This window comes from Corynebacterium tuingiense (assembly GCF_046718165.1).
Taxonomy (GTDB): Bacteria; Actinomycetota; Actinomycetes; order Mycobacteriales; family Mycobacteriaceae; genus Corynebacterium.
Genome location: NZ_CP177101.1, coordinates 1,282,055 through 1,305,096 on the forward strand (window position 1 = coordinate 1,282,055; position 23,042 = coordinate 1,305,096).

The 23,042-nt window shown below is 58.7% G+C and carries 21 protein-coding genes; 8 read left to right on the forward strand and 13 right to left on the reverse strand.

Annotation, left to right across the window (positions count from 1 at the left end; translation table 11 throughout):
- Nucleotides 1–56: 56 nt before the first annotated feature.
- The 3 genes from ACLI1T_RS06110 to ACLI1T_RS06120 form a co-directional block, all read right to left on the reverse strand.
- Complete coding sequence (locus ACLI1T_RS06110) at nt 57–803, reverse strand: ECF transporter S component (protein WP_005283022.1); 747 nt, start codon at nt 801–803, stop codon at nt 57–59.
- 122 nt (nt 804–925) lie between these two features.
- Entirely contained in the window at nt 926–1,903 is a 978-nt protein-coding gene (locus ACLI1T_RS06115; RefSeq protein WP_411702193.1) for a nucleoside hydrolase, read from the reverse strand.
- A 19-nt stretch (nt 1,904–1,922) separates the two neighbouring features.
- On the reverse strand, nt 1,923–2,591 hold the full coding sequence (locus ACLI1T_RS06120) for an NAD(P)H-binding protein (RefSeq protein WP_411702194.1): 669 nt from the start codon (nt 2,589–2,591) through the stop codon (nt 1,923–1,925).
- Between the two features lie 116 nt (nt 2,592–2,707).
- Between ACLI1T_RS06120 and ACLI1T_RS06125 the strand changes: the two genes are divergently transcribed.
- Together ACLI1T_RS06125 and ACLI1T_RS06130 are read left to right on the forward strand one after the other, a co-directional pair.
- Nucleotides 2,708–2,977 carry an ACT domain-containing protein gene (locus ACLI1T_RS06125; protein WP_034654051.1) on the forward strand — a complete coding sequence of 90 codons (270 nt, stop codon included), beginning with the start codon at nt 2,708–2,710 and terminating at the stop codon, nt 2,975–2,977.
- A 1-nt stretch (nt 2,978) separates the two neighbouring features.
- Complete coding sequence (locus tag ACLI1T_RS06130) at nt 2,979–4,343, forward strand: PFL family protein (RefSeq protein ID WP_411702195.1); 1,365 nt, start codon at nt 2,979–2,981, stop codon at nt 4,341–4,343.
- A gap of 60 nt (nt 4,344–4,403) precedes the next feature.
- Here the strand turns inward: ACLI1T_RS06130 and ACLI1T_RS06135 are convergent, their stop codons facing one another.
- The 9 genes from ACLI1T_RS06135 to ACLI1T_RS06175 form a co-directional block, all read right to left on the reverse strand.
- Nucleotides 4,404–5,732 (reverse strand): DUF2254 domain-containing protein, encoded by a 1,329-nt coding sequence (locus ACLI1T_RS06135; RefSeq protein WP_411702196.1) that lies wholly within the window; start codon nt 5,730–5,732, stop codon nt 4,404–4,406.
- Nucleotides 5,733–5,737: 5 nt separating this feature from the next.
- Nucleotides 5,738–7,369, reverse strand: coding sequence for an ABC-F family ATP-binding cassette domain-containing protein (locus ACLI1T_RS06140; protein WP_411702197.1), 1,632 nt, complete (start codon nt 7,367–7,369; stop codon nt 5,738–5,740).
- Between the two features lie 93 nt (nt 7,370–7,462).
- Nucleotides 7,463–7,870 (reverse strand): metal-sulfur cluster assembly factor, encoded by a 408-nt coding sequence (locus tag ACLI1T_RS06145; RefSeq protein ID WP_411702198.1) that lies wholly within the window; start codon nt 7,868–7,870, stop codon nt 7,463–7,465.
- Nucleotides 7,871–8,323, reverse strand: a complete 453-nt coding sequence (gene sufU, locus ACLI1T_RS06150; RefSeq protein ID WP_005279143.1) for a Fe-S cluster assembly sulfur transfer protein SufU — start codon at nt 8,321–8,323, stop codon at nt 7,871–7,873.
- Nucleotides 8,323–9,567, reverse strand: coding sequence for a cysteine desulfurase (locus ACLI1T_RS06155; RefSeq protein ID WP_126319072.1), 1,245 nt, complete (start codon nt 9,565–9,567; stop codon nt 8,323–8,325). Before ACLI1T_RS06155 ends, sufU begins: the two co-directional genes overlap by 1 nt.
- A gap of 46 nt (nt 9,568–9,613) precedes the next feature.
- The gene (sufC, locus tag ACLI1T_RS06160; protein ID WP_005279139.1) at nt 9,614–10,372 is read right to left on the reverse strand and encodes a Fe-S cluster assembly ATPase SufC; all 759 of its coding nucleotides are present in this window, start codon (nt 10,370–10,372) and stop codon (nt 9,614–9,616) included.
- A 28-nt stretch (nt 10,373–10,400) separates the two neighbouring features.
- Complete coding sequence (gene sufD / locus ACLI1T_RS06165; RefSeq protein WP_411702199.1) at nt 10,401–11,555, reverse strand: Fe-S cluster assembly protein SufD; 1,155 nt, start codon at nt 11,553–11,555, stop codon at nt 10,401–10,403.
- Nucleotides 11,556–11,559: 4 nt separating this feature from the next.
- Nucleotides 11,560–12,999: a Fe-S cluster assembly protein SufB gene (sufB, locus tag ACLI1T_RS06170; protein ID WP_005283048.1), complete on the reverse strand. Its 1,440-nt coding sequence runs from the start codon at nt 12,997–12,999 to the stop codon at nt 11,560–11,562.
- Nucleotides 12,996–13,733: a metalloregulator ArsR/SmtB family transcription factor gene (locus tag ACLI1T_RS06175; protein ID WP_349853079.1), complete on the reverse strand. Its 738-nt coding sequence runs from the start codon at nt 13,731–13,733 to the stop codon at nt 12,996–12,998. Before ACLI1T_RS06175 ends, sufB begins: the two co-directional genes overlap by 4 nt.
- A gap of 215 nt (nt 13,734–13,948) precedes the next feature.
- On the opposite strand from ACLI1T_RS06175, the gene mptB reads away from it, so the two are divergent.
- The 5 genes from mptB (at nt 13,949) to ACLI1T_RS06200 (ending at nt 19,583) form a co-directional block, all read left to right on the forward strand.
- Entirely contained in the window at nt 13,949–15,673 is a 1,725-nt protein-coding gene (mptB, locus tag ACLI1T_RS06180; RefSeq protein ID WP_349853080.1) for a polyprenol phosphomannose-dependent alpha 1,6 mannosyltransferase MptB, read from the forward strand.
- Nucleotides 15,674–15,679: 6 nt separating this feature from the next.
- Nucleotides 15,680–16,609 carry an ABC transporter ATP-binding protein gene (locus ACLI1T_RS06185; protein ID WP_284869667.1) on the forward strand — a complete coding sequence of 310 codons (930 nt, stop codon included), beginning with the start codon at nt 15,680–15,682 and terminating at the stop codon, nt 16,607–16,609.
- Nucleotides 16,610–16,693: 84 nt separating this feature from the next.
- Nucleotides 16,694–17,458: an ABC transporter permease gene (locus tag ACLI1T_RS06190; protein ID WP_411702200.1), complete on the forward strand. Its 765-nt coding sequence runs from the start codon at nt 16,694–16,696 to the stop codon at nt 17,456–17,458.
- Nucleotides 17,459–17,528: 70 nt separating this feature from the next.
- On the forward strand, nt 17,529–18,557 hold the full coding sequence (locus ACLI1T_RS06195; protein ID WP_284869665.1) for a COX15/CtaA family protein: 1,029 nt from the start codon (nt 17,529–17,531) through the stop codon (nt 18,555–18,557).
- A gap of 57 nt (nt 18,558–18,614) precedes the next feature.
- Nucleotides 18,615–19,583: a quinone oxidoreductase gene (locus tag ACLI1T_RS06200; RefSeq protein WP_349853082.1), complete on the forward strand. Its 969-nt coding sequence runs from the start codon at nt 18,615–18,617 to the stop codon at nt 19,581–19,583.
- Between the two features lie 53 nt (nt 19,584–19,636).
- Here ACLI1T_RS06200 and ACLI1T_RS06205 read toward each other — a convergent pair whose 3' ends face one another.
- Entirely contained in the window at nt 19,637–20,581 is a 945-nt protein-coding gene (locus ACLI1T_RS06205) for a heme o synthase (RefSeq protein ID WP_239268188.1), read from the reverse strand.
- Between the two features lie 365 nt (nt 20,582–20,946).
- Between ACLI1T_RS06205 and tkt the strand changes: the two genes are divergently transcribed.
- Nucleotides 20,947–23,019, forward strand: coding sequence for a transketolase (gene tkt / locus ACLI1T_RS06210; protein ID WP_411703300.1), 2,073 nt, complete (start codon nt 20,947–20,949; stop codon nt 23,017–23,019).
- Nucleotides 23,020–23,042 lie beyond the last annotated feature (23 nt).

Consider the following 23,042-nt stretch of genomic DNA (forward strand, 5'->3'; position numbering starts at 1 on the left):
AAGTAGCCAACCGCACGCAGCAATGGTGAGGACCGTCGACGGGTGAAGGCGATACATTAGCGAGGCTGCAGGGATTCCCGGGTGCGCTTAGGCAAGGATTTCACGGCAGCCCACACGATGAGGAAGACGACAGCCTTATCCAATGGATCGGAGATGAGGGACTGCATCGTGACGGACGCAATCAACGAGTTGCCCAGTTCGCGGAAAAGGGACGTGAGCGCGCCGGTACCGACACCAGCCGTACCGCCGTAGACGAATGCGGCGACGGGGGCGGCCAGCATGCCGCAGATAATGCCAATAATCGCACCGCTGACGATGACTTTCCAGATCTTGGTAAACGCGCCCTTTTGAATGGCCCAGCCGGAAAGGAAGCCGGTAGCAGCGGAAACGGCGGCGAATGGGAGGGCCATCGGGTTGAGCAAGCCCCAGACTACTGAGGACAGCGTACCGGTAGCGAGTCCGGCAATGGGACCGGCGAGCGCGGCCACCAAGATGGTTCCCACGGAGTCGATATACAGCGGAATTCCGCTCGAGCCGATGATTTGGCCCACCACGATATTAAGAACTAAGGCGATGGGGATAATGGCGATGGTACGAGCCGGCAGCGATGGTACCGTGCCGGCAAGCAGCAAGGCTGCACCAATGAGGTAGCCGGCCAAGGTAATCAAGGCTTCGGCGGAGCCCGCTACGGACTCCCAATCGGTCGGGCGGAAAAGCACCAAATAGATCCACGTGGCGACGACTAACGCGGCGCCCGCGATGACCATCCCCCGGCGGGCAGGGGTAAGAGAAAGCTGAGGCATAGAGGTATTCCTAATCCATCAATGTATAAAGGAGAATGAGCACACTGCTCTTTTAAGTCCCAGCCTATGTCACCTCAGCAAGGGAAAATGTGGCGTATGCGCTGCGGATTAGGGTAAAAGATTTATTCGTCTAGAGCAACACGCGCGCCCAAAATGCGAAGTGCCCTGTCGAACTCACGGTGGGCGGCTGGAATGTCCGCGTTGGTCACTAGCGAGGCATTAGCCGGCTTGCCCCAATGATTGCGGAGATCCGCGACGCTGGTACCGCGTAGCAAGGCAGAGTCTGCTTCCACATCGATAGTCGTTTCTACGGCCTCGAACGGTACCCTATTTAACGCAATAATGCAGGTCAAAAGGTCGTGGATCTGGGCTTGGTAGCCTTCTCCTTGCGCGTGATGAAACTCGAAGTAGAACCGCAGAATCTCCGGCAATTTTTTCGTCATCGGGTGTTGACCAAGTAGCGCCTCAATTTCTGCTAGCCGTTCTGGGGTAATCAGAAATTGCTCAGTAACCTCGAGCGAGCACAGCGTACTGGGTGGTGCCGCTGTAGCCCGGAAATGGCGAGCTGCTGCGTGCGGATCTACCCAAAAATTCCATTCCGCCGTCGGCGTCGTATTGCCGCGATAATTAACGGCACCACCCATGATGGTGATCGAGCCGCACCGCGCAACCGCATCGCCATTCTCCCGCTCAAAGTCTGCCAAATTAGTTACTGGCCCAGTAATAATAAGGTGCAGCCCTGGATAGCGGGTAAATACGGTCGACCACAAGTCCTGCCACTGGATATCACCGAAATCGTGCCCAGGCGAAGAAAGATAACCCAAGCCCGACTCACCGTGGGTCTCCGGGGTTGTGGTCAACTCAACTTCGAGCGCAGCCGGCCGCCCTGGGGCGACGGGAACCTCGGGCAATCCACAAAGATCCAGAATCCACCGTGCATTAGCGGCAGTCTGCTCAACCTCGACGTTGCCAGCAGTCGTGCTCACGCCCACCAATTCGATGTCGCCTGCGTGATGCAGCCCCGCCAAGTACATCAAGGCGAGGCAGTCATCTATCCCTGGATCGCAGTCAAGCAATACGGCTGGGCGCGAAACACTCATAGGTAGCCTGGCCAGCTTTTTACTTGATGGAGCTTACTGGCTGGTCACCGTCAACAAAGACGACTGGGGATGCTGGAAGCTCTTCGCGGTTCAATACTTCTACGATGACGTCTGCCACCAAATCACGAGACGATGTCTGGCCCTCCTGCAGCATCTTGTCCGCGACGAATTCCAACCCCTGCGCAGGCTCTTCCGTCAAGCCAGCGGGCTTTAGGATGATGTGTGGGATGGAGCTATCCTCCAAGCGGTTGTCCACTTCCTTCTTGGATTCCACGTAGGCATACCACTTTTCATCGGCTGGGTCCGTCGTCGCGACCTGGGAGCCGACATAAGAAATCATGACGAATTGCGGGACATCCTTGCCCAGCTTTTCTAGGGCCTCGATGGCGGCCAAGGCACCGTCGCGGTCAACCGCCCACGTCAGCTCGGCACCGCCACGGCCACCGTTTCCGGCACCCCACACAACCGCGTCATAATCTGCTAATAGGTCTGCCCACTGGTCAACGGATTGTTCGGTAATATCTGCAATAACCGGCGTAGCCTTGGCCTGCTCAATATCGGCCTTTTGGTCTGGATTACGGATAAGAGAGTGAACCTCATGGCCGGCCGCCGCTAATTTTGGAGCCGCCAGCAGTCCAACCTTGCCGTGTCCGCCAATGTACAAAATCTTTTTCTTAGTATCAGTCATAGCGCCCCATGGTAACAGCGCATTTTTTATGCTGCAGCGGCTGTTTCGCGGCGAAGTTTCTACATACTACGACCGTGGTGCGAGCGTTGCCCACCGAACCAGATAGAATACTGGTTATGTATGCCATTATGACCGTCACCGGTGCCGATAGCACCGGAATCATTGCCGCAGTGACCACGACCCTTGCTGATCTGGACATCAACGTCATTGATGTCTCGCAGACCATTATGGGTGACTATTTCACCATGATCCTCCGCGTCGAATTCGACGCGGATGCCGTATCCATCCAAACCATTAAGGAGAGGATGCGCCCAGTTGCGGAGGAAAAGCAGCAATCCATCCGCATTCAGTCCGAAGACCTCTTTACCGCCATGAACGAGATTTAACATGAGCACGCGTTTTAATACCACCAATATCTTGGACACCATCGAGATGATCGAAAACAATCGTCTCGATATCCGCACCGTGACGATGGGCATTTCCCTGCTGGGATGCACGCGCTCTACCATGGAGGCAACCTGCCAGGCCATCTATGACCGCGTAACGCAGCAAGCGGGCCGCTTGGTTGAGGTATGCGAGGGCATCGAAGGTGAGCTCGGCATCCCGATCGTCAACAAGCGCATCTCCGTCACCCCCATTTCCCTCGTTGTCGCAGGCTTGGACGGCAACCCCGTCGATGCCGCGCGGGCGCTGGATAAGGCCGCGAAGGAAGTGGGCGTTAACTTCGTCGGCGGCTACTCCGCGCTGGTAGAAAAGGGCGCGACGAGCGCAGAACAAAAACTCATTGCCTCGATCCCAGAAGCCTTGGCTGATACGGACGTGGTGTGTTCCTCGGTAAATATCGCCAGCTCTCGCGCCGGCATCAACATGGATGCGACGAAGCAGATGGGCGAGGTCATCAAGGAAGCCGCTGAGCTGACCAAGGATAATTCCGCAATCGCCTGCGCCAAGCTCGTCGTCTTTGCCAATTCCGTGGGCGATAATCCGTTTATGGCCGGTGCTTTCCACGGCATCGAGGAGCCTGACTGCGTTGTTTCCGTCGGTGTCTCGGGCCCCGGCGTGGTGGACCGCGCTCTCGGCTCTTTGGAAGGTGCAACCCTGGATCAGGTTGCAGAGGAAGTGAAAAAGGCCGCCTTCAAGATCACCCGTGCCGGCCAACTCGTGGGCAATATGGCTTCCGAGCGCCTCGGCGTTCCCTTCGGCATCATTGACCTCTCTTTGGCTCCCACGGCAGAACTTGGAGATTCCGTGGCGCACATCCTCGAGCACATGGGCCTCGATCAGGTGGGCACGCACGGCACGACGGCGGCATTGGCGCTGCTTAACGATGCCGTGAAGAAGGGCGGTATGATGGCATGCTCGCGCGTGGGCGGCTTGTCCGGTTCCTTCATCCCCGTCTCTGAGGACAGGGGCATGATCGATGCCGTAAAGTCCGGTTCCATTTCCATGGACAAGTTGGAGGCCATGACCGCGATCTGCTCGGTCGGCTTTGACATGATTGCACTGCCCGGCGATACCTCGGCGGCCACGATCTCCGGCATGATTGCAGATGAAGCCGCAATCGGCGTGATGAATCATAAGACCACGGCCGTGCGCGTCATTCCGGTGCCTGGCGCCAAGGTGGGCGACGAGGTCAGCTTCGGTGGTCTTTTGGGCTATGCCCCTATCATCCCGGTTAATACGGTGGGCAACTCGCAATTCATTAACCGCGGCGGCTTCATCCCTGCACCGGTGCATGGTTTCCGTAACTAGGTGTGGAGTACTCCACACCTAGGGGGGAAACGTGCCTAGGGCAAGCGCGCCAAGGCTCCGCTAGGACTCGGAGTCCTCATTCTCCTCGCCCGGTTTCTCGGATTCTTCCCACCGGGCGAGGTTCGCTTTGAAGTGCTGAAAAGAATCCTCTAGTTGGCGCAGTTCCACCTCGCCACCGACTTGGCGGCCCGCATCGGAGTAGATAGCCTCTGCCGCTTCATCTAGGACATTGCGGCGCTCCACGGTGCACAGCAGTGCCACCACCTTAGCTAGGTTATTGAGCAGGCTGAGATAGATTTCGGCATTATCGGCCGCATCGCGGCGGATTTGGGTGAACATCGCCTCAATGATCTCTTCGTAGCTAAAGGTTTGATAGTCCAAGCGGAACTCGCCATCGATATGCATAATGCCTTGTGGCAGGCGCTTGTCCCCTATGACCACTAAGATTTGCGTGAAGCGATCAATGATATCGATGACCGTATAAGGGTCATTGACGCCGGTGCTCAGGGCACGGGCGGCAATCTCTGCGAGGTGCCGGGCAGTAAACCGCGGGTCGTGCGCAGAGGCATCCTCGCGGTGCTGCGTGACCACGATGTGCTTTTCAATGTTTTCCGGCAGGTGCGGCACGCCGTGGGCAATGACCTCGCCTTCTAGCATGAGATCGCCGGGCGCTACGCCTAGGTGAACCGCACACTCTTTTTCGGCCGCTGCTTGCGCAATGGACTCGTAGTCCACGAATTTCAGGTAACCCGTTTGAGAGCTGCGGGCTGCATCGGCGGATTCATAGAAATCCGAACCCGGGGCCTTTGATACCTTCTCTTCCTCGCCACGCTCAATAAGGCGCCGCATGTGCTCTTCCACATCCTGGGCCACCACGTGCACCACATGCGACATGCTAATGGACTGCGCGATGTGGACGATGAAGTAGATCAAAAAGACCACGCATATAAGCGCCAAGGCAATGTCGACTGCCACATTGAGCGAGGGGACGTGTTCTTGCTTGCCTTCACCACCAGCACGCACGGCACGTAGAGATAGCAGCGAATAGGTAAAGGTCGCCAGGTAGATCCCCAGCGTGGACTGGATGGAACGGTCCTTTAAAAATTCGTGCAATAGACGCGGGCCCATTACCGTCACCACGCCGGAAAGCGCGGTCAGGGTGATAAAGAACAGGGTGCCGGCCAGAGACAGCGTGGCGGTGGCCACTGCGGTGAGCAGGCCTTGGGCACTTTCCGCGCTGCCGTCATAGAGTCGAGAGAGCGCCAGATCGAAGTTGCGGTCGAGCGCCAACATGCCTTCGGCAGCCACGACGGCTACCGCTACCGCTACGGCGGGAATGACCCAAAACTTATCCCGCCAGGCGGGCATCCTCTCGATCAGCGTCTTCATAAGGCTTAAGCCAGCTCGACGATTTCCATGTACTCATCGGACCACAGATCTTCATCGCCGTCCGGCATGATGATCACGCGCTCGGGGTCGAGCGCCTTGACCGCGCCCGGATCGTGGGTCACCAAAACCACCGCGCCCGTGTAGGTATTGAGCGCATCGAGCACCTGCTCGCGGGAGATGGGGTCGAGGTTGTTGGTCGGCTCATCGAGGAGCAGCACGTTTGCGCGGCTGGAGACCAGAGTAGCCAGGGACAGGCGAGTTTTCTCACCGCCGGACAGCGTTCCGGCAGGCTGCTGCAGTTTATCGCCGGAAAACATGAAGGCACCCAGCAGCCCGCGCAGCTCTTGCTGGTCCGCATCGGGGCAGGCCTCGATGGTGTTTTCCCAGACGCTCTTATCCGGATGGATATTGTCGTGCTCCTGGGCAAAGTAACCAATGCGCAAACCGTGGCCACTGACGATGCCCCCTTCGCCGTCGGTGCGCTCCTCCCCCGCCAAAAGCTTGAGCAGGGTGGTCTTACCGGCACCGTTATATCCCAAGACAACGACCCTGGAGCCCTTATCGATGGCCAGGTCCACTCCCGCGAACACCTCCAGCGAACCATACATCTTGGTCAAGCCCTTGGCATTCATGGGTGTCTTGCCGCACGGGGCGGGCTCGGGGAATTTAATATTGGCTACCTTATCCGCAACGCGCACCTCATCGAGGTCATTCATCATGCGCTCGGCTCGGTTCAGCATCTGCTTAGCCGCTGCGGCCTTGGTTGCCTTAGCACCCAATTTGGCGGCCTGCTTTTGCAACGCGGAGGCCTTCTTTTCCGCATTCGCGCGCTCGCGGCGCCGGCGCGCCTCATCGGTAGCACGGGCATCGAGATACTTCTTATAGCCCATGTTGTAGACATCCGCCTCGCCGCGCACCGCGTCAAGGAACCAGACCTTATTACAGACCGCCTCGAGCAACTCGACGTCGTGGGAAATCATGACCAGCCCGCCCTCATGCTTGGACAGGAACTGGCGGAGCCAGACAATGGAGTCCGCATCCAAGTGGTTAGTGGGCTCATCCAGGAGCAACGTGGTCTGGGATTTGCCGGATCCCTCGCTGGCTGCAAACAGGATCTGCGCCAGCTCTACGCGGCGCCGCTGGCCACCGGATAACGTCTTAAGCTTTTGGTCTAAAACGCGCTGCGGCAGGCCCAAGTTATCGCAGATTTGAGCGCACTCGGAGTCGGCCTCGTAACCGCCCAAGGAATCGAATTGTTCTTCCAAGCGGGAGTATTTACGGATGGCTTTGTCGCGGAATTTCTCATCCGTAGCCGTTTCCATCAGCTCTTGCTGCTTGGCCATGCGCCGCTTAATATCGTCCAGCCCGCGGGCAGAAAGCACGCGCTCGCGCGCGGTTTGTTCGATATTGCCTTCACGCGAATCCTGCGGAAGGTAGCCAATCGGACCCGAGCGAGAAACCGCGCCCCCATAAGGCTCGGTCTCACCGGCCAAGATGCGCATGGTCGTGGTCTTTCCCGCACCATTGCGGCCCACTAGTCCGATGCGGTCGCCGGGCTGGACGCGGAGATGCTGTCCGGGGGCATCGAGAAGCGTGCGGGCGCCTACGCGTACCTCAAAATCATTGGTCACAATCACGACAAGTCAGTCTAGCAACCAAAGGCCAAGGCACTAATTCACGCAAAAAAGCGGCGGTAAAACTACCGCCGCCTTTTAGACATTCCGTGGTGATTAAACCGCAAACCCCAGAGCCTGGAGCTGCTCACGGCCTTCTTCGGAAATCATGTGTGGGCCCCAGGGTGGCATCCAGACCCAGTTGATACGCACGCCATCGGCAAGCTTCTTGCCGGTAACAATGTCCTCAACCTGTTCCGCAATGACGTCGGTCAAAGGGCAGGCCGGCGAGGTCAACGTCATGTTGATCATGGCGAGCTCTCTGCCGTCCTCTTCTTCCAGCCACAGGTCATAGACCAAGCCCAAGTCAACGACGTTGATGCCGAGCTCCGGGTCGATGACATCGCGCATGAACTCGGTGATATCAAAGGCCTTCGACAGCTGTTCTTCCGTCTGCTCTGGCCGCTCACCGCCTGCGCTGAAGGACGAATTTTCGTTCTGGTAAGGATCTACGGGATCGGTCATTTACTTCTCCACTTCATTGAGCGCGTCTGCGGTGGCGGCCTGAAAAGCCTTCCACCCTAGCAGCGCGCATTTAACTCGTGCCGGGTATTGAGAAACACCTGCAAAGGCAACACCATCGCCGATGATGTCCTCATCGCCCTCGTCCTGGCCACGCGAGGTGACCATCTTTTCAAACTCGGCAAGCTTCTTATTGGCTTCCTCCAAGGGCAAGCCGACGATCTCTTCCGCCATGACGGACGTCGATGCCTGCGAGATGGAACAACCTTCGGCGTCGTAGGACACATCTTCAACGGTCTTGCCGTCCGCGGAAAGGTTGACGCGCAACGTGAGCTCATCGCCGCACGAGGGGTTCACGTGGTGAACCTCCGCTTGGAATGGCTCGCGCAACCCCGCGTGTTGCGGATTTTTATAGTGATCCAAGATCACGTCTTGATACATCGAATCAAGGTTCATTAGGCAACTCCAAAGAAATCGCGGGCGGCCTTAATGGCTTCTACCAACTTATCTACTTCGGCTTCCGTGTTGTACAGGTAAAAGCTAGCGCGCGCGGTCGACTGCGCACCGCAAGCGCGGTGCAGCGGCCATGCGCAGTGGTGGCCAACGCGAATGGATACTCCTTGGTCATCAAGAACCTGACCCAGATCATGCGGGTGAACGCCCTCCACGGTAAAGGAGATGGCCGCGCCGCGGTTCTCAGCCGTTTCTGGGCCGATGATGCGCAGCCCTGGAATCTCGCGGAGCTGTTCCAAGGCATAAGCGGTGAGCTTCTGCTCGTGGGCATGGATATTGTCCATCCCCACCTCCTCGAGGAACTTCACAGCGGCGCCGAGGCCGACGACCTGGCTGGTCATCTGGGTTCCCGCCTCAAATCGCGTCGGTGGTTCCGCGAAGGTGGTTCCTTCCATCTTCACTACCTCAATCATGGATCCACCCGTGAGGAACGGAGGAAGCTTGCGCAGCAATTCGTCCTTGCCGTAAAGCACTCCCACGCCATTGGGGCCACACATCTTGTGGCCCGAGAACGCAGCGAAATCCACATCCAAGGCATGGAAATCTACCGGCATATGCGGGACGGACTGGCAGGCATCGAGCACCACCATGGCGCCGACCTCGCGAGCACGGCGCACCATTTCCTCGACATCGGAAACCGCGCCAGTGACGTTGGACTGATGGGTAAACGCAACGACCTTGACGGATTCATCGAGCTCGAGCGAATCCAAGTCGATGCGGCCATCGTCAGTCAACGAGTACCACTTCAAGGTGGCACCGGTGCGCTCGCAGAGCTCTTGCCAAGGCACGAGGTTGGCGTGGTGCTCAAGCTCCGTGATGACGACGGTATCGCCCTCTCCTACGTACAGCTCGCCCGCGCGCTCATCGGAAAGCGTATAGGCAACCTCATTGAGCGCCTCGGTGGCGTTTTTCGCAAAGGCAATCTCATCGCGGTCCGCACCAACGAACGCGGCAATGGCCTGCCGGGCCGACTCATAAGCGTTATCCGCCTCTTCGGCCAACTGGTAAGAGCCGCGGTGGACGGGGGCGTTGGTATGGAGAACGAACTCCTCCTCTGCCTTCCACACCGGCAGCGGGCGCTGGGAGGTGGCCCCCGAATCCAAGTACACCAGCGGCTTATCGCCGCGCACGGTGCGCTGCAGGATTGGGAACTGCTCCCTAATTGCGTTTACATCAAATCCAGACATAAAACTTCTTCGATTCATCGAGGATGAACCAGCACTGGGCTGGTCTTTACTGCAGGAACTGGTCGTAGCCGTCAGACTCAAGCTGGTCTGCCAACTCGGCCCCGCCGGTCTTCACAACCTGGCCGTTAGCGAATACGTGCACGAAATCAGGCTGCACGTAGTTCAGGATGCGCTTGTAGTGGGTAATCATCAAGATGCCGCCATTGGTGTCATCCTGGTAGCGGTTGATGCCATCAGAGACGATGCGCAGCGCGTCAACGTCCAAGCCGGAGTCGGTCTCATCCATGACCGCGAACTTGGGCTTTAGGATGTCCAGCTGCATGACCTCGTGGCGCTTCTTCTCGCCACCGGAAAAGCCCTCGTTGACGGAGCGGGAGATGAAGGACTTATCAATCTTCAGGTTCTCGCGAGCCTCAGTAAGTTCCTTATTCCACTCGCGCAGCTTGGGGGCCTCGCCGCGGATGGAGGTCACGGCGGAGCGCATGAACTGCGATACCTTTACGCCCGGCACCTCGGTTGGGTACTGCATGGCCAAAAATAGGCCGGCGCGAGCGCGCTCGTCGACGGGCATGTCGAGGAGGTTTTCGCCATCGAGAAGCACCTCGCCCTCGGTGACCTCGTACTTCGGGTGACCAGCAATGGTGTAGGACAAGGTGGACTTGCCGGAGCCGTTCGGACCCATGATGGCGTGGATCTCGCCGGAGTTAATGGTGAGGTTGACGCCCTTGAGGATTTCCTTGGGCTCGCCGTTTTCTTCGTTCGGCAGAACCTGGGCGTGGAGATTCTTAATTTCCAGAGTAGACATAGTGTGTGGGTTTCCTTCTGTAAGTGCGTTAAGCGGAGATCTTTTCCAGTTCTTCGGAAATGCGGTTTTCCAGTTCCTCGGACAGGGATTGCACCGGGATGCGGTGGATGACCTCATTGAAGAAGCCACGAATGATGAGGCGACGAGCCTCTGCCTCCGGAATGCCGCGCGACATCAGGTAGAACAGCTCGATATCGTCAAAGCGTCCAACCGTTGCGGCGTGGCCGGCGCCGGTGATTTCACCGGTCTCAATCTCCAGGTTCGGGATAGCGTCAGCGCGCGCACCGTCCGTAAGGATGAGGTTATTATTCGTCTCATAAGTATCGGTGCCCTGTGCGTTGGAGCGGATAAGCACGTCTCCTACCCAGCAGGTACGAGCTTCGTTCTTCTTCTCACCCTGCAATGCGCCCTTGTACAGGACATTGGACCGGCAATTCGGAACCGAGTGATCCACGAGCATGCGGTTTTCGAAGTACTGACCAGAATCGGCGAAGTACACACCCAGCAACTCGGCGTCGCCGCCGGGAGCGGTGAAGTTCACGCGCGGGACAATGCGCACGACCTCGCCGCCGAAGATGGCGGAGTTATGGCGCAGCACGGCATCGCGTCCCACCTGTGCTACCTGGTTAGACAGGTGCACCGCGTCGTTTTCCCAGTCGACATCCACGATGACGGTCAGGTGCGCGCCATCGCCGAGGATGAACTCCACGTTATCCGCGTGGGTGCCGGAACCAACGTACTTCAGCACAACGGTGGCTTCTGCATGGTGGCCAACTTCGATGGAAGTGGCACCGAATGAGGTCACGTCCTCGCCCGTGCCCGTATAGGTAATGGTGATGGGATCTTCCACCTGCACCTCAGGGTCAACGGTTACCACTTGACCCTCGGGCATGGAGGTCCATGCCTGGGCAGCCACGCGGTCAGAAGGCTTGCCCACGCGGCCAAGACGCTCATCGTCACGGTCTACAGTCTCCGCAGAAACGCCTGGGTGCTCGCTTACCTTGACGTCCTGGGCAACCGCTTGAGCAAATTCCCCGTTGTGCAGGCCCCGCAGCTTGCGCAGGGAAACAAAGCGCCAGACCTCATCGCGGCCGTGCGGTACCGGGAAATCCTCCACGTTGGTAGAGGTAAAGACGTCACCCTTGGTGATCTTATCCGGATTGAATTCGTTCGAAGCGACCATTTCTTTAGCCGACCGATCCTTCCATTTGCAGTTCGATGAGGCGGTTGAGCTCGAGGGCGTACTCCATCGGCAGCTCCTTAGCAATCGGCTCAACGAAGCCACGCACGATCATTGCCATTGCTTCTTCTTCCGCAATGCCGCGGGACATGAGGTAGAACAGCTGCTCTTCAGAAACCTGTGAAACGGTTGCCTCGTGGCCCAACGTGACATACTCGTTGCGGATGTCGTTATACGGGTATGTGTCCGAACGCGAGATATTGTCCACGAGCAGGGCGTCGCATTCCACGTTGGACGTGGAGTGGTGCGCATTCTGGTTAACCTGCACCAAGCCGCGGTAAGCAGCGCGGCCGCCGGCGCGGGCAACGGACTTGGAGACGATATTGGAGGAGGTGTAGGGCGCCATGTGCGTCATCTTCGCACCGGTGTCCTGGAACTGTCCCTCGCCAGCGAAGGCGACGGAAAGTACCTCACCCTTAGCGTGCGGTCCGGTCATCCACACGGCCGGGTACTTCATGGTGACCTTGGAGCCGATGTTGCCATCGACCCATTCCATGGTGCCGCCTTCTTCCACCTTGGTGCGCTTGGTCACCAGGTTGTAGACGTTGCTGGACCAGTTCTGAATCGTCGTATAGCGGCAGCGGCCGCCCTTCTTCACGATGATCTCAACTACCGCGGAGTGCAGGGAGTCAGACTTGTAGATGGGCGCGGTGCAGCCTTCCACGTAGTGAACGTAGGCATCCTCATCCACGATGATGAGGGTGCGCTCGAACTGGCCCATGTTCTCGGTATTAATACGGAAGTAGGCCTGCAGCGGGATGTCAACGTGCACGCCCTTCGGCACGTAAATGAAGGAGCCGCCGGACCACACTGCGGAGTTGAGCGCGGAGAACTTATTGTCACCGGCAGGAATAACGGTGCCGAAGTGTTCCTTAAAAAGCTCCGGGTAATCGCGCAGCGCGGTATCAGTATCGACGAAGATAACGCCCTGGCTTTCCAGGTCCTCGCGAATCTGGTGGTAGACAACCTCAGACTCGTACTGTGCGGCCACGCCGGCAACCAAGCGCTGCTTTTCCGCCTCAGGGATGCCCAGCTTATCGTAGGTGGCCTTAATATCATCCGGGAGGTCGTCCCAGGTCTGCGCCTGCTCTTCGGTGGACTTGACGTAGTACTTGATCTGGTCAAAGTCGATGCCGGAGAGATCCGCTCCCCAAGAGGGAATAGGCTTCTTATCAAAGATATTCAGAGCCTTGAGACGCTGGTTCAGCATCCACTCGGGCTCGCCCTTCTTTGCGGAAATATCGCGGACAACGTCCTCGTTCAGGCCACGGGCGGCAGAAGCGCCGGCCGAGTCAGAGTCGTGCCAGCCGTACTCATACGCACCAATAGAATCGATGATCTCATCATCGGTCATCTTATTGTCAGGTGCCGATTGTGCCTGGGTCATGACTCGCTCCTTTCAGTATTAGTTTTGACAGGTGTCAAGGGGATATTCGTGGTACAAATTCCGTGGCCATCTGCGATAGACGCCAAAGGTTGTACGTGTTTGCCTAAGAGGGCGGAAAAGACTTCCTGCTCTGCCTCGCACAGTTCGGGATGCTCCGCCGCCACATGGGCAACCGGGCAGTGGTGTTGGCAGATTTGCACTCCCTGGCCAGCGCGGTCCACGGTTGCGGCGTACCCGTGCTGATCCAGGGTTTCAGCCAGTTTGCGCGCTACTTCCTCAACCGATTCTTCCGCGTCCACGAAGGGACGCACATCGGCGATGATGCGCTCAAACCGAGCCTTAGCGAAGTTCTTTACAGCCTCTGAACCGCCCGCAGAGCGCAGCGCGGTCAACGCTTCAGAAGCTAATTCATCATAGGCGTGGCCAAATTGCGCACGCCCACGATCCGTCAGGCGGAAGTGCTTTGCCGGTCGCCCACGACCCGCTCCGGAATGCATCCGCGAACGAGAAACTGGACGGCGCTCGACAACTTCCGTTAGTTCTTCTTCCACCAGAATGTCTAAATGCCGGCGGATCCCGGCGGTCGAAAGACCAAGGCGCTCACCCAGGTAAGAGGCGGTTACAGGGCCATCTTTAAGCAATAGCAGCAGTACCTGGCGGCGGGTATCACCATCCGTGGACCGCGATTCTTTAACCGCCACATGCGCCGCTGCCGCGCGCTGTGAGTTACCCATGCCCTAAAACCTCCCTTCCTTAGGTCAGTTGCCTGCAGCCACCGCGCTCCGTCGCGCCGAAATTGCCGTCGCTACGCAAGCGCCATAACTGCGCTTTCATCATTAGACAACACTAGTGTTCCTTAATTCATTCCGGAATGCCACCATTGCAGTTACCGGGCGTGGCGGCGGGGGTGAATTTCCCACCCCGCGGTCCTCGCGTAAGGTCTAAAGCCATGAAAGGGAAACTACGGGGAGTACTCGATAGCGTTAAGGCAGAATTGCCACGCTTGGGTACCGCAGGTTCTCGTTCCGCGCAGCTGCACGCTGAAGGAACAGGCGCGCAAGCCGGTGATACTCGCTACGATTTCATCACCCAAGCGCCAGAGGTTCTCCAGCACACCACGGTCTCCCAAAAGCGCACCTTTTTCATCTTGCGGTGGGCCGGAACCGTCGGATCCCTCCTCATTGCCTTTGGCGCTTTGGGAGCAGGCGCGCTGCCTGTAGTGGGCAACCCTTATGACAATGTGCCCTTTGGCTCGCTCATGTCACGCATGCTGCAGACCTCGTCTGCCCTTGTCATGGTGGGCGTGGGGCTTTTAGTTACTGCCTGGATTTTCCTAGCCCCATTCGTGGGCACCCCGCTGCGCCAGGCGCGACCCGGCGAGCCCGCCAGCGGTCGCTCCCGCCGGCTCGTGTCCCCGCGCCAGTTGTGGATCACGTGGGCTGGGTGGGTCATCCCCCTCATCTTCACCGCTCCCTTATTTACCCAAGACATCTATTCTTATTTGGCCAATGGCTCCATCGTGGCCCAAGGGATGGATCCCTATTCCGCCGGCCCGGTGCAGCTCTTGGGTGCTGGCAACGAACTCGCGCGTTCCGTTCCGTTTATCTGGGCAAATTCACCGTCGCCCTATGGGCCAGTTGCCCTGGGGCTGGCGGCCATAGTCAGCATCGCCACCGGAAATTCCATTGTCTTAGGCGTCATCGCCCACCGCCTACTTTCCATCGTAGGAATCATCGTGGCCGGCTGGGCCATCACGCAGCTTGCTCAGCGATGCCGCGTCTCCCCTGCCTCCGCACTATGGCTCGGCATCTTGAACCCGCTGACCATCCTTCACCTCGTCGGCGGTATTCATAATGAATCCATCATGCTTGGATTGTCGTTGTTGGGCATGGAGTTTGGATTAAGGGGCATCGATAAGCTGGGGCAGGATAAAAGAGGGGCCTACTTAGCGCTGATAGCCTCGGGAATTTTCCTATCCAGCGCCGGAATGGTCAAGGTCACCGGCTTTATTGGGCTCGGCTTTATCGGCATGGCTTATGCCCGCCACTTGCACGTGCAGGCGCGCGTGCCGCGCTGGAAGGCCTTATTCACGGCCATCGCCGTGCAGGCTGCGGTGCTCATAGCCACCATTGCGCTCATCAGCCTCATCACGGGCATTAACCTCGGATGGATTACCGGGCAAGGCGGCGCCGCCACGATTCGCTCCTGGCTTTCCCTATCCACGGCTGTGGGAGTGGGCGCCGGTTTCCTCGGGATGTTCTTAGGGCTTGGGGACCATACAGACGCCATATTGACCATCACCCGCAGTTTCGGCGTCTTGGTCGCCGTCGCCTTCATGGCCCGCATGCTGTATGCCACCCTGCGCGGATATATCCATCCCGTCGGCGGCTTGGGAATTTCTACCCTGGTGCTCGTCATTTTCTTCCCAGTGGTCCACCCCTGGTACATCCTGTGGGCCGTTTTGCCGTTGGCGGCGTGGGCGAACCGGCACATCTTCCGGTTTAGCGTCGTTGCCTATACCGGTGCGATGAGCTTTTTCGTACTCCCGCGCGGCTTGGGCCTACCTGCGGGAACGGTGCTTTCCATTTATATCGCCGCTGCCTGCGCATTCGCCGTAGTGGCCGGAGTGTGGTGGGTTGCTATGCGCCGAAATGGAATCCGTGTCTTAAACTAGGCACCCGTGAATGTAATTCCAGCCGATAGCCCCGCCCTGTCCTTGGAAGGTGTGGTAAAGAAATTTGGCCCCACGGCAGCCGTCAACGGGCTCAGCCTGAGCGTTGCACATGGCGAAATATTCTGCCTGCTTGGGCCCAATGGTGCTGGCAAATCCACCACCATCGAAATGTCTGAAGGCTTTATCCACCCCACCGCAGGTTCCATTAAGGTATTGGGCCTTGACCCCAGCACCGCACCAGATAAGGTGCGCGAAAAAGTGGGAATCATGCTGCAAGGCGGCGGATCCTACTCAGGTATCCGCGTGCTAGAGATGTTGGAATTGACGGCTCGCTATAACGCCAATCCACTGCCACCGGAATGGCTGCTAGAAACCTTGGGCCTGCAAGGCGTTGCACGCACGTCCTACCGGCGGCTTTCCGGCGGGCAACAACAGCGGCTATCGCTCGCACTCGCGGTCATCGGCAGGCCAGAGCTGGTTTTCCTCGATGAACCCACCGCGGGCATGGACGCCCAATCCCGTCTCGCCGTGTGGGATCTCATCCGCGCCCTCAAGCGCGACGGGGCCACCGTTATATTGACCACCCACCTGATGGATGAGGCTGAATCGCTGGCAGATCACATCGCCATCATGGATCACGGCGCGCTCGTGGCGCAGGGAACCCCGGCAGAACTTACCTCCCAGGGCGAGGGCGCCGGTTTTAGTTTTAGCGCCAACTCCGCAGTTGACTTGGACGCCTTGCAGCGAATTGGGATCCCCACGACCGCCTCGCGGCCGCTGCACTACAGGGTGAGCCAGCCCAGTTCGCCGGAACTGATTTCCGCCCTCGCCGCCGAGCTCGCCCGGCAAGGCGTGCTTTTGCGAAGCCTGGAATCCCACCACCGGAACCTCGAGGAAGTATTCCTCGATCTCACAGGCAGGCACTTGCGCAGTTGATGAAGCCCTGTGTCCTGTCTTCATCCTAGAATCACCAGTACCTACAACCACCACTTTGAATTTTCAAGGAGTAGGCCCCCGATTATGAGCGCAACGTTTTCCCCCGGCACCTTCCGCCCGGCACCCAAGCGGGCGAGTGCAGTCGCCATCATCCTTGCCCAAGGCGGCATGGAGGCCAAGCTCATGCTGCGCCACGGCGAGCAACAATTGCTCAGCATCATTATCCCGCTCGCCATCCTGATTGGGACCGCACACTTGGAATCCACCACCGGCCATGGTCTGCACGAGGTTTTTCCCATGGTGCTTGCGGTGGCGGCGACATCGGCTGGCTTTACCGGGCAAGCCATTTCCCTGGCCTTTGACCGCCGCTACGGGGCCTTAAAGCGCACCGGCGCCTCCGGCGTACCGGCATGGGCGATTATCGGCGGCAAAATCATCGGCGTGTTGACGATGGTGGTATTCCAGATTCTCGTGCTCGGTGCCACGGCCTTTGCCTTGGGCCTGCGCATCAGTGCGCCCGGCATCCTGCTCATGATCGTCTCGCTCATATTTGGCGTCGCTGCCTTTACCGCCATGGGTTTGGTGCTTGGCGGGACCCTCAGCTCTGAGGCCGTACTCGCACTGGCTAACCTCATTTGGTTCATCCTGCTGGCGATCGTCGGATGGGCCCTGTACTCCCAAGGCTTGGGCGATAATGGCCTGCTCAATATCGTTCCTACGGTGGCGCTAGCGGGCGCGCTTGCCGATGCCTCCAATTCCATCTTCCCCGGCATCGAGCTCATTTCCTTGACCGCGTGGCTGGCAGTGGCGTCGTATGCGGCCGTTCGTTGGTTCCGCTTCGACGGCTAAATGTGAGTTATACCCAGTTCCCCGCGAAATAGAGCCAAAGGTTTCGGCTCGCTACACACCCCCTAGTAAGATGCAGCTTGTGAATTACTGGACCAGAACTAAACGCTTTTTTAAAGAAGCCGTCCCTACCGTGGAGCAACAGCGCCTCATCGCGCTGATCCTGATCTTCTGCCAAGGCGGCATCACCGTATCTGGTTCCATCGTCCGCGTCACTGGCTCCGGCCTGGGCTGCCCCACCTGGCCCCAATGCCAGCCTGGTTCCTTGGTGCCGGTCGAAGGCGCAGCCCCGGCAATCCACCAGATCATTGAATTTGGTAACCGCCTACTCACCTTCGTCGATTCCGCCGCCGCCGGCGCGGCAGTCATCGCCATGTATATGGCGTGCCGCCGTCCTGAGCTCAGGGTCTATGCCTGGCTCAACGTGGCCGGCATCGTCCTGCAGGCCGTCATCGGCGGCATCTCCGTGCACTTGGATCTGCGCTGGTGGTCCGTGGCGCTTCACTTCCTGCCCTCCATGGTGCTGGTGTGGCTTGCCTGCATGTTGTACGCCCGCATCAAAGAACCCGATGATGGCACCGCACAGCCGCGCTTCCCACAAGCTATTCGCATCATCGCCGTCATTGCGACCATCGCCCTCTCGATCGTCCTGATTACTGGCACCATGGTGACCGGTTCTGGCGTCCACTCCGGCGACTCCGGAGTGGGAATGGACGGCCGCTTGGATGTAGATACCGAGTCCATGGCCATCGCCCACGCCATGTGCATGTACGTCTACCTCATCTTTACCGCCATTACCGTCTTCCTGCTGTACAAGCACCGCACCCCGCAGGAGACCAAGAGGGCCGGGTGGGTCCTTATCGTCTGCATCCTCATCCAATGGGCGGTGGGCGTCTTGCAGTTCTACCTGGGTGTGCCGCGGTGGACGGTCCCCTTCCACATCGGTATGTCCGCCGTGGTCACCGGCTTTACCGCCCTGCTCTGGGCACACGGGCGCCACCGCGTCGGCGGCACGCCAGACCTCATCTCAGGCTCTCCCGCCGGCGACGATAAATACGCCGTTCGCCAGCACGCATTAAAAGAGGAACGCGCCGCCGTCTAGGACCTAGGCAACACCATTTTTCTGCAGCTACTGGGCTTTGTGGGATAGCATGGCCCTATGCATGCTATCCAGATCACAGAAACGGGCGGGCCGGAAGTCCTGCGCTACGCCGAGGTTCCTGCGCCCACGCCCACTGAGGACGAAGTCTTAGTCGATGTCACCGTGGCGGGCGTGAACTATATCGATACCTACTACCGCGAGGGTATCTATAACGCCCAGACGCCTTTTATCCCTGGCTTTGAGGGAACGGGGCGCGTTGTCCATGATCCCAAGGGAGAAATTGCGGAGGGCACCCTGGTGGCATGGCACCACGCCTTTGGTTCCTATGCCGAGCAGGTCTGCGTCCCCCGGAATGGCCTTGTCGCCGTACCGGATGATTTTCCCACCGAGATCGCTGCCTCCATGCTGCTACAGGGCATGACCGCCCACTTCCTTTCCCACGGCGTGTATGAGCTTGGCAAAGGCGCCACGTGCCTCATCACTGCTGGTGCGGGCGGTGTGGGCCAGCTCTTGACCCAGATGGCGTCCTCTTTGGGCGCAACGGTCTACACGGTCGTCTCCACCGATGAAAAGGAAGAGATCTCGTACAAGTGCGGCGCCGACCACGTCTTCCGTTACAGCGATGGCCTGGGCGAGCAGGTTCGCCGGTTTAACGGCGGCCGCGGCGTCGATGTGGTCTATGACGGCGTGGGGCAATCCACCTTCTTCGAATCGCTCGAGGCCGTTCGTCCGCGCGGCACTGTCGCACTCTTTGGTGCTGCTTCCGGCCCGGTTGAGCCCATCGATCCCCAGCTGCTCAATAAGCATGGCTCTATCTTCTTGACCCGGCCTTCGCTCGGCGCGTGGACGGCGCAAGAGGGCGAATTCCAGATGCGCGCGCAAGCGGTCGTCCAGGCCGTCATGGACGGAGACCTCAAGTTCAACGTATCGGCCTCCTATCCCCTGGAGGAAGCAGAGCAGGCCCACCGCGATCTACAATCGCGCAGCACCACCGGTTCTATTGTCCTGCGGGTAAAGCAGGACTAAAGCAGAAAGAAGCGCGAGCTACAAAGGCTCACGCTTGACCGTGCTGCTGGAATCTAAAACAGGGTGGCGGACCAACCGAGCATCCGGCCGATTGGTTCCCAACCCAAGACGGCATCGATAGACAGGCCAATAAAGAGTACCGATAGGTAATTATTTGAATAGATAAACAGGCGCATGGGTTTTACCTTTGCGCCTTTCTTTACGCCTTGGTGCAGGCGGATGGCTAGCCATAAGAAGACCGCGCCAGAAGTTACGGCGGCGATGAGGTAAATCCACGATGCCGCAGGAACGATAAGCAGCGTGACGATGACCGTGCCGACGGAATACCACACAATCTGGCGGGTTACCTCTTGTTCCGTTGCCACTACCGGCAGCATCGGCACTCCAGCCTTGCGGTAATCTTCCTTATACTTCATGGCCAAGGCCCAAGTGTGTGGCGGGGTCCAGAAAAAGATAATAAGGAATAGGACTATTGCCTGCCACCAGCGGTCGGGCTCGCCTGCTGGCGCGTTATCGCGGATGACTGCCCAACCCACCATGGCCGGCATGCACCCCGCTAAACCGCCCCACACGATGTTTTGGGCATTGCGCATCTTCAAAAACTTGGTGTAGACGAAGACGTAGAAAAAGTTCGTGAGGATGACGAAGAACGCGGCCAACCAAGAATTTGCGAGGATGCCCAGCCAAAGCACCGACACCACGAGCATGATCCAGGCAAAGATCGCCGCATTCCGCTTCGAAATCGTGGCGCGCACTAGCGGCCGCGCGCGGGTGCGTTGCATCTTTTGGTCAATTTCATAATCGACCACATTATTAAAGGTATGGGCGGCCGCAGCGCCCATCCATCCGCCGAAAATGGTGGAAATGATGAGCCAGATATTTTCAGAGACCGCCTCAACGCCCCGTTGCGCTTGGAGCATCGCCGGAATTGCGGCCACGAGGAGGAGTTCAATAATCCTCGGCTTCGTTAGCGCAAAATAGGCCTTGATGGTCTCCAAGGAATTCCTCCACTATCTGAACAGACGTTGATCTACAGCACACACGCTACACAGTGCGGTATGCCCACGGTGTAGTGGTCGCACACCCCGGCACAAAAGTTCCGGAGAATTAATTCACACTATGGCTCACATTTAAAATGCGCTACACATGGATCGTATCAATGCAGCGGAAATGCAGAGAGTAACTAATGCTATGCCATACACCGCTTAGCCATGCCAGCTTACCGGTTCCCCGCAGCTTTCAATAATTCCGCACCACCGTCAAAAAAGTAACTAGACTGTGTGGGAGTTCAGTAATTAACGCCTAGAGTTAAGCGAGGCCTTATACCGTGTCGAAAGATAATTTGTCCCCAGACCTGCAAGCTATGGTCGAGCGCCGTTATCCGGACGACTGGACAGAGACCGATACTCGCGCGGTCGACACCGTGCGCGTGCTTGCTGCCGATGCCGTCCAGAATTGCGGCTCCGGGCACCCAGGCACGGCGATGTCGCTGGCTCCCCTCGCCTACACTCTCTACCAGCGCGTTATCAATCACGACCCCAATGACGTGAATTGGGCAGGCCGCGACCGCTTCGTATTGTCTGTCGGCCACTCTTCCCTGACCCTTTACATCCAGCTCTTCTTGGGTGGATTCGGTTTGGAGATGAAAGATCTCGAGCAGCTGCGCACCTGGGGTTCCCTTACCCCTGGCCACCCTGAGGTGCACCACACCGATGGCGTGGAAATTACCACCGGCCCGCTCGGCCAGGGTCTGGCATCATCGGTAGGCATGGCGATGGCCGCCCGCAAAGAGCGCGGCCTCTTCGATCCTGAGGCACCGGCCGGCCAATCCCCCTTTGATCACTATGTCTATGCCATTGCCTCCGACGGCGACCTGCAGGAAGGCGTTACCGCTGAGGCATCGTCTTTGGCTGGCACCCAGAAGCTGGGCAACCTGATTGTCTTCTGGGATGACAACCGCATTTCCATCGAGGATGACACCAATATCGCCTTCAACGAAGACGTCGCTGCGCGCTATGAGACATACGGCTGGCACGTCCAGACCGTTGAGTCCGGCGAGGACGTCGTTGCCATTGAGGAGGCAGTGCGCAATGCCCAGCAGGAAACGGAGCGCCCCTCCTTCATCCGCGTGAAGACGGTCATTGGCTACCCCGCCCCCACCAAGATGAACACCGGCGGCGTCCACGGTGCCGCGCTTGGCGATGACGAAGTTGCCGCCACCAAGGAAGTCCTCGGCTTCGACCCAGAAAAGACCTTCCACATTGATGATGAGGTCTTGGCCCACACCCGCAAGCTGCGCGAGCGCGGCGCCGAAAAGCACGCGCAGTGGCAAAAGAAGTTCGACGCGTGGGCGGCGGACAACGCCGAGAATAAGGCGCTCTTTGACCGCATGAGCGCCCGCGAATTGCCAGAGAACTTCGATGCCAAGCTCCCCGTATGGGAGCCAGGTGACGCGATTGCCACCCGTAAAGCCTCTGAGGCGACCATCCAGGCGCTGGCCGCCGCCTTGCCGGAAATGTGGGGCGGATCGGCCGACCTGGCGGGGTCCAATAACACCGTGATTAAGGACGCGGATTCCTTCGGCCCTGAAAACATCACCACCAATAAGTGGTCCGCGCAGCCTTATGGCCGCAACCTCCATTTTGGCATCCGCGAGCACGCAATGTCCGCCATCATGAACGGCATTGCCCTTCACGGAAATACCCGCGTATATGGCGGTACATTCCTGATCTTCTCCGAGTATCAGTACCCGGCAGTGCGCCTCGGCTCGCTGATGTCTACCGATACCTACTACGTGTGGACGCACGATTCCATTGGCTTGGGCGAAGACGGCCCTACCCACCAGCCGGTAGAGACCCTGTCGGCCTTGCGCGCCATTCCGAATTTGTCCGTCATCCGGCCTGCCGATGCCAATGAAACCGCGCAAGCTTGGGCTGCGGCGATGGAATACAAGGCAGCGCCAAAGGGCCTTGCGCTCAGCCGCCAGAACCTCCCCATCTTGGAAGGCACCAAGGAAAAGGCACGCGATGGCGTTCGCCGCGGCGCCTACACCTTGGTCGCAGGCTCCAAGGACGAGCCCGATGTCATCTTGCTGGCCACCGGCTCGGAGGTACAGCTAGCCGTCGAGGCCGCCCAGCAGCTCGAAAGCGAGGGTACCGCCGCTCGCGTGGTATCCGCGCCGTGCCTGGAGTGGTTCGACGAGCAGGACGCAGAGTACCGCGAATCGGTTCTGCCCAGCAGCGTGAGGGCCCGTGTTTCCGTCGAAGCCGGCCTCGCTCAGTCCTGGCACAAGTACACCGGTACTTTCGGCCGCAACGTCTCCCTAGAGCACTACGGGGCCTCCGCTCCCGGCGATGAGCTCTTCGAAAAGTTTGGCTTTACCTCTGCTGCGGTTGCCAATGCCGCACGCGAGAGCATCGCCGAAGCCCAAAGCTAAGCCCCACCTCACCGACGCTAAAA